This is a genomic window from Chromobacterium rhizoryzae (genome assembly GCF_020544465.1).
Classification (GTDB): domain Bacteria; phylum Pseudomonadota; class Gammaproteobacteria; order Burkholderiales; family Chromobacteriaceae; genus Chromobacterium.
In genome coordinates, this window is the sequence record NZ_CP066126.1 from 1,398,741 (window position 1) to 1,411,998 (window position 13,258).

Annotated in this window: 9 protein-coding genes; 4 read left to right on the plus strand and 5 right to left on the minus strand. The window is 65.2% G+C overall.

The features are described from left to right. Nucleotides 1-5 precede the first annotated feature (5 nt). Both JC616_RS06440 and JC616_RS06445 read right to left on the minus strand, forming a co-directional pair. Complete coding sequence (locus JC616_RS06440; RefSeq protein ID WP_227107319.1) at nucleotides 6-326, minus strand: PAS domain-containing protein; 321 nt, start codon at nucleotides 324-326, stop codon at nucleotides 6-8. A 125-nt stretch (nucleotides 327-451) separates the two neighbouring features. Next, a complete protein-coding gene (locus tag JC616_RS06445; RefSeq protein ID WP_107799975.1) occupies nucleotides 452-940 on the minus strand; it encodes a winged helix-turn-helix transcriptional regulator in 489 nt (162 codons plus the stop codon). A gap of 136 nt (nucleotides 941-1,076) precedes the next feature. On the opposite strand from JC616_RS06445, the gene JC616_RS06450 reads away from it, so the two are divergent. From JC616_RS06450 to JC616_RS06465, 4 genes are all read left to right on the plus strand, one after another. After that, the gene (locus tag JC616_RS06450) at nucleotides 1,077-2,384 is read left to right on the plus strand and encodes a D-amino acid dehydrogenase (RefSeq protein ID WP_227107321.1); all 1,308 of its coding nucleotides are present in this window, start codon (nucleotides 1,077-1,079) and stop codon (nucleotides 2,382-2,384) included. 2 nt (nucleotides 2,385-2,386) lie between these two features. Beyond that, a complete protein-coding gene (gene alr / locus JC616_RS06455) occupies nucleotides 2,387-3,454 on the plus strand; it encodes an alanine racemase (protein WP_227107323.1) in 1,068 nt (355 codons plus the stop codon). Between the two features lie 322 nt (nucleotides 3,455-3,776). Then, complete coding sequence (locus tag JC616_RS06460; RefSeq protein WP_227107324.1) at nucleotides 3,777-5,387, plus strand: ShlB/FhaC/HecB family hemolysin secretion/activation protein; 1,611 nt, start codon at nucleotides 3,777-3,779, stop codon at nucleotides 5,385-5,387. Nucleotides 5,388-5,633: 246 nt separating this feature from the next. Next, nucleotides 5,634-10,571 carry a hemagglutinin repeat-containing protein gene (locus tag JC616_RS06465; RefSeq protein WP_227107325.1) on the plus strand — a complete coding sequence of 1,646 codons (4,938 nt, stop codon included), beginning with the start codon at nucleotides 5,634-5,636 and terminating at the stop codon, nucleotides 10,569-10,571. A gap of 67 nt (nucleotides 10,572-10,638) precedes the next feature. Here JC616_RS06465 and JC616_RS06470 read toward each other — a convergent pair whose 3' ends face one another. From JC616_RS06470 to JC616_RS06480, 3 genes are all read right to left on the minus strand, one after another. Then, complete coding sequence (locus JC616_RS06470; protein ID WP_227107326.1) at nucleotides 10,639-11,499, minus strand: pirin family protein; 861 nt, start codon at nucleotides 11,497-11,499, stop codon at nucleotides 10,639-10,641. A gap of 26 nt (nucleotides 11,500-11,525) precedes the next feature. After that, the gene (locus JC616_RS06475) at nucleotides 11,526-12,374 is read right to left on the minus strand and encodes a pirin family protein (RefSeq protein ID WP_227107327.1); all 849 of its coding nucleotides are present in this window, start codon (nucleotides 12,372-12,374) and stop codon (nucleotides 11,526-11,528) included. A 130-nt stretch (nucleotides 12,375-12,504) separates the two neighbouring features. Then, a complete protein-coding gene (locus JC616_RS06480; protein ID WP_107799968.1) occupies nucleotides 12,505-13,188 on the minus strand; it encodes a GntR family transcriptional regulator in 684 nt (227 codons plus the stop codon). Nucleotides 13,189-13,258: the final 70 nt, after the last annotated feature.

Consider the following 13,258-nt stretch of genomic DNA (forward strand, 5'->3'; position numbering starts at 1 on the left):
GGGGCTCATCTAGAGGAAGATGGGATCCTACAGCTGGCCAGGTCGGCCAGGATGCGGCGGTTGTACTCCGGATCGCGGTGGAATTGGTGGATGCTGTGGCCGTGGGCGTGGTTGACGTCGACGCCGGCGCGGAATTTCTGGTTCATCATTTCTCGATGCCGGCTCAGGATGTCGCGCGCGGTCTTGTTCATATAGAAGATCGCGTTGTCGCGGCTGGTGTCGCACAGCATGATCAGATTGTCCGCGTGGTCCAGCACGCTTTCCAGTTGGCGCACCTGCCGCGCCGCGTCCGCGGTCTTGTCGACCGCCTTCATGAAGCCGAACATCCTCATCTCCCGCCTAGGTAGTTTTACGCTAGCAACAGCTGCTTGTGGTTTGGCTGAGGCGGGAGGGGAATGCAAGCCTTTTTTGATTTAAATCAAAGGCAAGAGTGTGATTTTAAACGGCTAATTTATTCTCCCAGCGGCAGAAGCAAGGTCTCCTTGACCTCTTCCATCACCACATAGCTTTTGGACTCCTTGGCCGAGGGCAGTTGCAGCAGGATGTCGCCCAGCAGCTTGCGGTACATCGACATGTCCGGGATGCGGGCCTTGATTAAGTAGTCGAATTCGCCGGAGACCAGGTGGCATTCCAGTATTTCCGGGATGCGCATGATTTCGCGGCGGAAGGCGTCGAAGATATTGCCGGATTTGGCTTCCAGCTTGATTTCCACGAACACCAGCAGCGCCGCGCCCATCGCGTGCGGATTGAGCCGGGCGTAATAGCCTTCGATGATGCCGTCGCGCTCCATCCGCCGCACCCGCTCGGTGCACGGCGTGGTGGAAAGTCCCACCTTTTCAGAGAGTTCCGTCATCGAGATGCGGCCGTTTTTCTGCAACAGGCGCAGGATTTTCAGATCGGTTTTATCCAGCGCTTTGTCGCCGCTTGAACTTTTCTTCATGTTTTCACTATGTCTATGAAAGTTTGCAGTTTAAAAATCTGTAGTCTGACGCTACTTTGGTGAAAAAACCCAGTGTTTCATTAATATACTACGCAAAATCACTATAGCCATGTAGTGCTGCAAACGGAGAGAGAAAATGAAGGTGATCGTGCTGGGCGGCGGTGTTCTGGGCGTGTCCACGGCTTGGTATCTGGCCAAGGCGGGCTGCGATGTGACGGTGCTGGAGCGCCAGGAAGGCGTGGCTTTGGAAACCAGTTTCGGCAACGCCGGCCAGATTTCCCCCGGATATTCAACGCCCTGGGCCGCGCCGGGCATTCCGCTGAAGGCGGCCAAATGGCTGTTCCAGCGCCACGCGCCGCTGGCGGTGAAGCCGGACGGCAGCCTGTACCAGCTGCAGTGGATCGCCAAGATGCTGGCCAACTGCAATGAAGACGCTTACGCGGTGAACAAGGGCCGGATGATGCGTCTGGCCGAATACAGCCGCGACAAGATGAAAGAGCTGCGTGCCGAAACCGGCATCGGCTACGAGGCGCGCCAGGGCGGCACGCTGCAGCTGTTCCGCAGCCAGGCCCAGGTGGACGGCGTCAGCAAGGATATCGCCGTGCTCAAGGAGTGCGGCGTGGATTTCAAAGTGCTGGACCGGGACGGCTGCGCCGAGGTGGAGCCGGCGCTGGCCAGCGTCAAGCACAAGCTGACCGGCGGCCTGCAACTGCCCAACGACGAAACCGGCGATTGCAATCTGTTCACCGCCCGTCTGGCCGAGATGGCGCGCGCCAAGGGCGTTGAGTTCCGCTTCGGCGTAAGCGTGGACGGCATCGAGAGCGACGGCAAGCGCATCACCGGCGTCCGCGTCGGCGACGATTTGCTGACTGCCGACCATTATGTGGTGGCGATGGGCAGCTTCTCCCGCGACATGGTCAAGACGCTGGGCATTGATATTCCGGTTTACCCGGTCAAGGGCTATTCGCTGACCGTGCCGATCACCAATCCGGCCGGCGCGCCGGTGTCCACGGTGCTGGACGAAACTTACAAGGTGGCGATCACCCGCTTCGACGACCGCATCCGCGTCGGCGGCATGGCCGAGTTGTCCGGCTACGATCTGTCGCTGAACCCGCGCCGCCGCGAAACGCTGGAAATGGTGGTGGGCGATCTGTACCCGAACGGCGGCGACATCCCGGCCGCCAGCTTCTGGACCGGTCTGCGGCCGATGACGCCGGACGGCACGCCCATCGTCGGCGGCACCCGCTTCGCCAATCTGTCGCTGAACACCGGCCACGGCACCCTGGGCTGGACCATGGGCGCCGGTTCCGGCAAGGTGCTGGCCGACATCATCACCGGCGCCAAGCCGGAGATCAGCCTGGACGGTCTGTCCATGCAGCGCTACGCCAAACAGGGCGAAACCCTGGTGGTGCCGGCCGCCCGGCCGGCCGTGGCGGGCGCCTGAGCATGCGGCCGCTGATCGCCACCATCCGCACCCAATACCTGCGCGACAACTATCTGCTGGCCAAGCGCCAGCATGGCGGGCGGGTATTGGCGGTGCTGAAGGCCAACGGCTACGGCCACGACGCGGCGCGTTGCGCTCAGGCGCTGGCCGATGTCGCCGACGGTTTCGCCGTCGCCTGTCTTGAGGAGGCGCTGCACCTGCGCGCCGCCGGCGTGAGCGCGCCCATCCTGCTGCTGGAAGGCGTGTTCGAGGCGGCCGAGCTGGCCGAAGTCGAGCGCCACCGGCTGTGGCTGGTGGTGCAGAGCGAAGAACAGCTGCGCATGCTGGAAGAGGCCCAGCCGGCCGCTCCGTTCCGTGTCTGGCTGATGCTGGACAGCGGCATGCACCGCGAGGGCTTTTTGCCGCGGCATTACCGCGCGGCCTGGGAGCGTTTGCAGGCCAGCGGCAAGGCGGAGAGCATCGTCAAGATGACCCACTTCGCCCGCGCCGACGAGCCGACGGTGCCGATGACCCTGGCGCAGATAGAAAGCTTCGACGCCGCCACCGCCGGCCTGCCGGGGGAGGAGAGCGTGGCCAATTCCGCCGGCATCCTGTGTCACCCGCGTTCGCGGCGCGACTGGGGCCGCGCCGGCATCCTGCTTTACGGCGCCAGCCCGCTGCCGGCGGGCTTCCCGCAGGGCGACGAGCTGAAACCGGTGATGCGGCTGAGCAGCCGCATCTTCGGCGTGCGCGAGCTGGCCGCCGGCGAGCCCATCGGCTACGGCGACAACTTCGTTACCGAACGGCCGACCCGGGTGGGCCTGATCGCCGGCGGCTACGCCGACGGCTATCCGCGGCTGGCGTCCAGCGGCAGCCCGGTGGCGGTGGACGGCCGCCGTTCGCGCATCATTGGCCGGGTGTCCATGGACATGATTACCGTGGACCTGAGCGACTTGCCCGCCTCCGGCATCGGCAGCGAGGTGGAGTTGTGGGGCGACGCGGTGTCGGTCAACGAGGTGGCAGCCGCCGCCGGCAGCATCGCCTATGAATTGCTGTGCAATATCAAGCGCGCCCACTTTGTGTTCGAATAAGTTTTTTCTGATCTTCTGAAAGATATTTCAGAATCAAACGACTAAGCGGAAAGCCCGGCCATTGGCCGGGTTTTTTTATTCGTATTGAATTTTATGTTGCGCTAAGGCCGCAAGGCTGGCATCAAGTCTGGGTAATAGTGTCATTATTTGATAATTATTCTCATTAGTCTGGACGCGTCATGGAATTTCTGTTTTCCTTTATTTAAAAATAGTTACGAATCCGATGATGATTAAATATAAAAAACCATCTCCAGCTCGGCTCTGGCGGATGGCGGGGATCGTTTGTTGGGGCGTGGCGGCGCAGGCCGCGGAAGTGCCCGGCATGTCTGGCAGCATGCATCAGCAAATGGAAAACGATTCGCGGCGCCTGTTGCAGGACAACAGCCGCCGTTTCGACGCCATCATTCAGCAGCAGCGGCTGCGGCAGATGCAGCCGGACAGCAATATGATGCGGAGGCCGCAAGCGGCCGATATGAGCGAGCTGGACTGCCTGCGCGTCAAGGGCGTGCGTCTGGCCGGCATCAAGCTGTTGAGCCGCAAGGAAGTGGCCTCGCTGGGCGAACTGGCCAGCGACTGCCTGAACAATGAAGAGTTGAACCGCTTCAGCCGCGGCTTGACCCAGCTCTATCTGAAGAAGGGCTATATCGCTGCGCGCGTGGCGGCCGAAGGGCCGGACGAGCAGGGCGTGCTGACCTTGCGCGTGCACGAAGGGCGGGTGGAGAAGATCGTCAGCGACGACCGGCGCAGCAATCCGGCCACCTTGTTTCCCGGCGTGGTCGGCCGGCCGCTGAACATCCACGACGCCGATCAGGGCCTGGACCAGGCCAACCGCCTGCCGTCCAGCAAGGCGACGCTGGACATCCTGCCCGGCGAAACCGTGGGCGGCTCCATTCTGAGCTTGCGCAATAATAAGGACGCGCCCTGGCGCTTGAACTTCAACGCCGACAACACCGGCCGCGACAGCACCGGCCGGGTGCAGGCCGGCGTGGGCCTGTCCTGGGACAGCCCGCTGGGTCTGTCCGATTTCGTCAGCGTGTCGGCGCAACGCACCAGCAACGACAATGCGGTGCGGCACAGCCGCAGCGAATCGCTGTTTTACTCCCTGCCTTACGGCTATTGGACGTTCAGCGCCTTCGCCAGCCGCGCCGATTATCTGAACCCGCTGCAATTGCAGCGCAACGCGGTGAATTTGTCCGGCCGCACCGCCCAGAGCGGCCTGCGCGTGGACCGGGTGGTGAGCCGCGGTCAGAACCAGACCACCTCGCTGACGGCGCAACTGACGCATAAACGGGTGCGCAATTACTTTCTCGACAGCGAGATCGAGATCACCAGCCCCACGCTGAGCGTGGCCGAGCTGGGCCTGTCCCGGCTGCAATTGCTCAGCGGCGGCGTGTTGATCGCGGACGCCGGCGTGCAGCGCGGCACGCGCTGGCTGGGCGCCAGCGCGCCGGACCCGCGCGCGCCGGACGGACCCAACCCGCAGTTCACCAAGTGGAAGGCTTCGCTGAACTGGTTTCAAAGCCTGGGTCTGCCCGGCGGACCGTATCAGCTCAATAGCGCGCTGACCGGCCAGACCAGCCGCGATTATCTGCCCGGCGTCGAGCAGATGGACGTGTCCGACGCCAGCGCGGTGCGCGGTTTCCGCCGCAACACCCTGGCCGGGGAAACCGCCTGGTCCTGGCGCAATACCTTGTCGCGCCGCTTTGAGCTGGCCGGCGTCGGCGTGACGCCGCGTATCGGTCTGGACGGCGGCCGGGTGTTGCCGCATCGCTCGGTCCAGCAATGGCAGAGCATTGCCGGCGCCAGCCTGGGCCTGGCTTTCAGCTACCGCAAGGCCAGCCTGGACCTGGAATACAGCCGGCCCTTGTACAAGCCCGCCGGCTGGCAGCAGGAAGGCCATCAGCTGTTCGCCAAGCTGGCGCTGTCCTGGTGATGCCTTTGGCATTTATTTTTTGTCGTGAATATTTTTTGAAAGAAATTAGCTGCGAAAGCGACTAAGCGATATTGGCAGTATTTCATTTGAATTGATTTAAAAAGAGACGTAGATTCGAAATCAAACGTATGTTTCATTGTGGGCGGATCCGGCTGGCAGGCTGGAAAGGCCCACGGAACATGGGGCGTTTGGATAGACGGTTTTGGACCGGATCTGCTTGTTCTCTGAATGAACGGGACTCAAATCATGAAGAAAAAAATAAATTTCGGCTTATCGGTAACGGGGAAAGTGGCCGCAGCGCTGACTCTGGCGTTTTGGGCGGTGGAAGCCGCGATGGCGGCCGGCATCGTCGCCGGCGGCAACGGCGCGCAGCCGCAGGTGAGCAACGCCGCCAACGGCGCGGCGGTGGTCAATATCGTGGCGCCCAGCGCCGCGGGCCTGTCGCATAACCAATACCAGGATTTCAACGTCGGCAAGCCCGGCGCGGTGTTCAACAACTCCGCCGCCGGCGGCCAGTCGCAGCTGGCCGGCCAGTTGGGCGCCAACGCCTTGCTGGGCGGGCGCGAAGCCAGCGTGATCTTGAACGAAGTGATCAGCCGCAACCCGTCCTTGCTGTTGGGCAAGCAGGAAGTGTTCGGCAAGGCCGCCGACTATGTGCTGGCCAACCCCAACGGCATCACCTGCAGCGGCTGCGGCTTCATCAACACGCCGCGCGCTTCGCTGCTGGTGGGCAACGCCAATATCGAAAACGGCGCCATCGCCTCCTTGCAGGCGGCGATGAACGGCAACGCGCTCAGCGTCAATGGCGCCGGCCTGAGCGGCGTCAACGTGCTGGACCTGATCGCGCCGCGCATCGATGTGCGCGGCAATGTCGCCGCGCGCGAGCAGCTTAATGTGCGCGCCGGTTTCAACCTGGTGGATTACCAGGGCCAGGACGCCAAGGTGCTGCGCAGCGATAAGGCGCCGGAAGGCGTGGGCTTGCTGGACAGCGTGTTCCTGGGCGCGATGCAGGCCGGCCGCATCAATATCATCAGTACCGCCGACGGCGCCGGCGTCAATGTGGGCGGCAGCCTGAACGGCGCGCAGGAAGTGTCGGTGGACGCGCGCCAGGGCAAACTGGCGCTGGAAGGCGCGCAGATCCGCGCCAGCGAAGGCAAGGTGGCTCTGGCCGCGCGCCAGATCGACAGCCGCGGCCGGGCGGAAACCTCCACCACCCAAGACAGCGGCCACGACGAGAGCTGGTTTATCTGGAAAACCGGTGAAAGCAATACCGCCAGCAATGGCAGCGATACCCGCATCAAGCGCAGCGTCATCAGCGCGCGCGACGATGTGAGCCTCAGCGCCGGCGACGCGGCGACCTTGGCCGCCACCGACATCAATGGCCGCAATGTGGCGCTCAGCGGCAAGGATTTGACGCTGGACAGCCAAGTGGCGGACAGCGCGTCCAGCAACAGCAATCATGCCTGGAAAAACTCCTGGGCCTATAACCGCGACCAAAGCGAAACCAGCCAGCGTCAGGAAGGCGTGCGCATCCGCGCCGAGCAGGACGCCACGCTGACCGCGGCGGCGACGGCGGCGGACAACCAGGCGGTGGACGGCGCGCAGCCGCGCGGCCAGATCGCCATCCGCGGCGGCAGCGTCAGCGCCGGCCAGGACATCCGCCTGCAGGCCGACGGCGGCGTGAAGCTGAGCGGCGTGACGGAAACCGATACCCGCAGCGATAGGGGCAATCGCAAGAACGACGGCGCCAGCCTGGAAACCGGCTCTTGGGACCATGCTTCCAGCGAGCAACGCCTGGCGCAAAGCCAGCTGCGCGCCGGCCGCGATCTGGATATCCGCGCCAGCGGCGACATCGACGCCAAGGCGGCCAAGCTGGCCGCCGGCCGCGACGCTTCCCTGGACGCGGGCGGCGCGCTCGGCCTGGGCGTGCAGCAGACGACAAACCAGAACCGCCAGCGCAACGACCAGGTGTACTGGGGCGGCATCGGCGGCGGCGGCAACCGCGACAACGGCAAGACCGACACCGTCAACACCGGCAGCGATCTGACCGCCGGCGGCAAGCTGACCCTGCGCGGCGACAGCGTGGCCATCGCCGGCAGCCGCGCCCGCGGCGAGCGGGACGCGGTGGCGATCAGCCGCAACGGCGACATCAGCATCGACAGCGTGGTCAACCAATCGCAAACCCGCACCGATCAGCGCAGCGGCACCGCCTTCAACATTACTAAGAGCAGCAGCAAAGGCAATGCCAGCCAGCAGCAGGCGGTCAACGCCGAGCTGAAGTCCGACACCAATCTGAGCATCCAGTCCGCCAAGGACGTGGCGATCAGCGGCAGCCAGGTGCGCGCCGGCGGCGAATTGAACGTGGCCGCCAACGGCGACATCAAGGTGGCGGCGTCGCAGACCCGCGATAAGGTAGAGAGCAAGGACACCGAGCTGGCGCTGCGCGGCGTCGGCGAGATCACCGGCGACAAGCAGTACCGCGGCGGCGTGCGCATCGAGCACAGCAGCAGCAGCGTGGACCGCGACGCGACCCAGAACCAGGCGGCGACGCTGTCCGGCGACAAGGTGGCGCTCAATGCCCAGGGCGATCTGACTGTGACCGGCTCCAAGCTGAACGCCGGCGCCGGCGGCGCGGCCCTCAGCGGCCAGAACGTCAGCCTGAACGCGGCGCAGGACACGGTGAAGGAAAGCAAGAGCAGCAGCGTCACCGGCGGCGGCCTCTATATCGACGCCGGCCTGGACAAGACCGGGGTGGCGCTGGGCGTGGACCAGAAGAACAGCCGCAGCCAGTCCGACAGCAGCACGGCCCAGGTCAGCGCGATCAATTCCAAGGGCGGGGTCAGCATCGTCGCCGGCAACGGCGACGGCGACATCCGCAACCAGGGCACCCAGGTCAAGGCTGATGGCGACATCAAGCTGGCCGGCGGCCGCATCGACAACCAGGCGGCCAACAGCAGCCAGAAAACCACCTCCGACAGCAGTCATTGGGGCGTGGAAGTGGGCGTCAACGCCGATTACAGCGGCGTGACCCGTCCGCTGGTGGCGGCCGGCGAAAAAGTGGCCAAGGGCGATGTGATCGGCGCGGCCGGCGCCGCCGGCGATCTGGGCGCGGCCAATCTGGGCGTGGATGTCGGCGTCAAGGCCGGCGTCGGCTCGGAGACCCGCCAATCCAGCACCGCGCAGGCCAGCAGCCTGAACGGCGGCAATATCAAGGTGGACGCCAAGGCCGGGCTCAGCGATCAAGGCACCCAGTATCAGGCCGGCAACACGGTGGAGATCAAGGCGGACAGCCATCAGTTCAGCGCCGTGGCCAATACCCAGAGCCAGAGCGGCAGCAAGACCGAGGCGGATGTCGGCGTGCGCGTCTACACCACCACCGGCGAGGATGTGAACGTCAAGGCGGCCGGCAGCGGCAGCACGGTGACGAGCGCATCGTCCAGCTCCACCGCGGTCACCGGCGGCATCCGCGCCGGCAACGGCGTCAAGGTGGACGTGGACAACAACGCCGCTTACCAGGGCGTGGCCATCGCCGGCGGCAAGGGCGCGGCCAGCGTCAACGCGGGCGGCGATCTGAGCTTCAGCCAGGCCAACAACAGCAGCAGCAGCGAGCAGCGCACCGTGGGCGGCAAGGCCAATCTGGCCATCACCACCAGCCCGATCGAAGGCGGCGGCAAGAATGTCGGCGGCAGCGGCGGGGTGGCGGTGAACGTGGACAAGCAGCAAGCCAAGTCCAGCACCGCCGTGACCGGCGGCGTGGACGCCGACGCCGGCGTGAGCTTGACGGCCGGCGGCAAGCTGGGTCTGCAGGGCGATAAGATCGCCAGCCGCGGCGACGTGACGCTGCAGGGCGACAAGGTGGAGTTCAAGGCCGCCGAATCCAGCGCCGACAAGTCCGGCAGCCAGTGGGGCTTCGATCTCAAGGCCGGAGGCAGCCAGAGCAATGGTCAGGAAAAGGCGAGCAAGGGCTTCAATGTGGGCGCCGGCGGCAATTACGCCAGCACCGACGAGTCCAGCCGCAGCCAGACCGGCGGCAGCGTGGTCAGCGGCGGCAAAGCCAGCATAGCGGCCGGCAGCGGCGGCATCCGCCTGAGCGGCACCCAGGTGCAGGGCGACAGCGCCAAGCTGGACAGCCAGGGCGATATCCGCCTGGAGTCGGCGCAGTCCAGCAACCAACGCAACAACTGGAGCGTGGCCGGCAATATCGGCGGCGGCAACAAGGCCGGCAGCGATAAGGAAAACGGCCAGATCAAGCCTGACAGCACCAAGAACGTGCATGACATCAAGGCCGGCCTGGAGGTGAAGGTGGATCAGCAGGACAAGCTGAGCAACGCCAACGCCGCCGTGACCGCCAAGCAGCAAGTGGAACTGAACGCCGAAGGCAACGCCACCCTGGCCGGCGCCAATGTCAGCGGCAAGACCGTCACTGGCCAGGTGGGCGGCAAGCTGGCGCTGGAGAGCCGTCAGGATCGCGACAACAGCGTGAAGGTGGACGTGGCGCTGGGCGTCAACAGCTCCAACGGCAAGGAGGCCAGCCTGGTTGATCAGGTCGCCGACAAGGCCGGCCCGCTGAAGGACAAGGTGAAGGAGAAGGGCACCGAACTGGTCAACGCCGCGTCCGACAAGGTGAAGGAGAAGTACGACAGTCTGGCCTTCAACAAGGGCCTGAAGGAAGACACCACCAATGCGGTGAGCTTCAACGCCAACAGCGAAACCGTCACCCTGCCCGAGCAGCCGACTTCCGGCCCGGCCAAGTCCGGCACGCTGGACACGCTGGCGCGCAAAGGCGGCAATACGCTGAAGGACAAGCTGCTGAACGCCCAGGACAAGGGCACCGAGCTGAAGGCCGACGTGGACGTCAGCGTCAAGCGCGACAACTCGGTGGGCACTGTCACCGGCATCGCCGGCGCCGACGGCGTGACCCTGCAAGTGGGCGGCAAGACCCAGCTGACCGGTGCGACCGTGTCGTCCGCCAACGGCAAGGTGGACCTGGGCGATTCCAAGGTGGAAACCGCCGACATCGCCACCGAGCGCTACAAGGGCGGCGGCGGGGTCAAGCTGAACAGCACCCCGTCAGGCATCCTGAAGCAGGCGGTCAGCGACGTGACTTCCGGCAAGGCGCCGCTGATCCGCGCCGAGCATGAGAATACGCCGACCGTGGTGAAAGGCGGCATCCAGAGCAAGTAAGACGCTTGATCCAAGCGAAAACCCCCGCCGGGCAACTGGCGGGGGTTTTGTTTTTAGCCGGCCGCTCTCACAAGGGAATGAACTCGGTCTCGCCCGGCACCATCGGGAAACGCTGGGCGATCCAGTCCGCGCGCGCCTGGGCCAGCCGCTCGCGGCGGCTGGACACGAAGTTCCAGTCCAGATAGCGCGGGCTGGCCGGCGGCGTGCCGCCCAGCAGCATCACCCGGCTGTCGCGCCGTGCGATCAGTTCGCCGCCCTGGCCGGTTCGCAGCAGGCCCAATTCGTTGGCGTTCAGCGCGGCGCCGTCCACGTCCAGTTCGCCGGCGGCGACATAGGCGGCCAGTTCGTCCACGCCTTCCGGCAGCGCCAAGCGCGCGCCGGCCGGCATGGCGGCGCTGGCGTAGAACACCGGCAGCGGATAGGCGACCGGCGAGCGACGGCCCCAGCCTTCGCCCATCAGCAGGTTCAGTTCCACGCCGTCCTGGTTCCAGCGCGGCAAGTCCTCGGCCGGGTAATGGGCGAAGGCCGGCTCGCATTCCTCCTGCTCGTCCGGCAGCGCCAGCCACAGCTGCATGCCTTCCACCGCCACGCCTTGCTGGCGGATGTCGGCCGGCACCCGCTCGGAGTGGGTGATGCCGCTGCCGGCGGTCATCAGGTTGACCGCGCCGGGCGCGATGCGCTGCACCGTGCCCAGGCTGTCGCGATGCATCATCGCGCCGGAGAACAGATAGGTGACGGTGGCCAGGCCGGTGTGCGGATGCGGCCGCACATCGCCGGCGCTGCCTTCGGCGGCGAAACGGGCCGGGCCCATGTGATCGAGAAACACGAAGGGGCCGACGCGGCGCGCCTGGCGGGTGGGTAGCAGCCGGCGCACCGGAAAGCCGATGTCGCGGTCCAGGCTGGCGATGGTTTGGGTAAGCAGCGGCATGGCGGCTCCAGCTTAGGGTTTGAGGGTCAGAAGCGGCCGTCGCGGAAATCAGCTATGGCTTCTTCCACTTGTTCGCGCGTATTCATCACGAAGGGGCCCCATTGCGCGATGGGTTCGCCCAAGGGCTTGCCGGCAATCAGCAGCAAGCGGCTGTCGGTCGCGGCGCGGAGGCTGACGCCGTCGCTGTCGGCGCGGTTGTCCAGCACCGCCATCTGCCTTGCCTTGACGCCGCGCTGTTGCGCGCCGACGGCGATCTCGCCCTGGTAAACATAGAGGAAGGCGTTGTGGCCGGCGGGGATTTCCAGCGTCTCTTCGCTGCCGGCGTCCAGACGCAGGTCCAGGTACAGCGGTTCGGTGGCTTCGCGTTCCACCGCGCCGGCCTGGCCGCGCCAGTGGCCGGCGATCAGGCGGGCCTCGCCTTGGGCCGGCGCAGACGGAATCTCGGCGGCGGGGATGTCGCGATACCACGGCGCGCACAGCTTGCGCTCCGCCGGCAGGTTCAGCCACAGCTGGAAGCCGTGCATCAGGCCATCCTCTTGTTCCGGTAGTTCGGAATGGACGATGCCGCGGCCGGCGGTCATCCATTGCACGCCGCCGGGGCCGAGCAGGCCTTCCTGGCCGGTATTGTCGCGGTGGCGCATGCGGCCGGCCAGCATATAGGTGATGGTTTCGAAGCCGCGGTGCGGATGGCTGGGAAAGCCGGCGATGTAGTCGTCGGGATTGTCGGAACGGAATTCGTCCAGCATCAGGAAAGGGTCCAGCCGCCTTTGCAGATCGGAGCCGAGCACGCGCAGCAGGCGCACGCCTGCGCCGTCCGACACCGCCTGGCCGTTGACCAGGCCTTCCGCTTCCCGGCTGATGAATGGGTGTTGCATGGCCATGTCTCCCTGTGGGGCCGGACTGGCGTCCGGCGGTTTACATGGCCGGATTATTGCGCGCCGCCGACGCGCTTGATAGCGCAAAGAATTGCGCGTCAGATTCAAAAAGTCTGAACGCGCAGCGGCCTCAACTCAGGGCGGCTTGCTGGCTCTGTCCGCGCAGATAGTCTTCCAGCGCGTGGCCGGCGGACAGGATGTGGAAGCGGATGAATTCCGCCGCCTCGTCGGCCTTGCCCTGGCGGGACAGCTCCAGCAGCTTGCTGTGCTCCTCATGCGCCCGCTCCATGGTGCGGGTGAACAGGATCTGCATCCGGGTGTAGCGGTCGGTCTTGTTGTGCAGCTGCTCGATCAGCGCCAGCGTGTTGGGCCGCTTGGCGGCGCGGTACAAGGCCAGGTGGAAGCGGGAGTTCAATTCCCCCCAGTGGCGCACGTCGTTGTTGCGCAGCGCTTGTTCGAATTCGCGCAGGGTTTGCTGGGCCAGATCGTGATCGGCCTTGGTGTGACAGGGGATGGCGGCTTTGAGCACCGAACCTTCCAGCATCGCGCGGATTTCCAGCAGCTCCAGCACGTCTTCCAGCGACAGCTTGGACACCAGCGCGCCCTTGTGGTCGATGATCTGGATCAGGCCTTCGGCTTCCAGCTGGCGCAGCGCCTCGCGCACCGGCACCCGGCTGACGCCGTATTCATTGGACAGCGCCTCTTGGCGCAGTTGTTGGCCATCGGCGAACTCCCCGGAGAGAATGCGCTGGCGCAGGGATTCGGTTACGGCACTGGTGAGCGTCTGGCGCTTGATCGGCTGCATGGTGGTCATGGTGGTGGGTGTCGTCGTCAGTCAAGCGGTGTCATGCAAATGTATTCGATTATACGGAGCTTGAACTGTC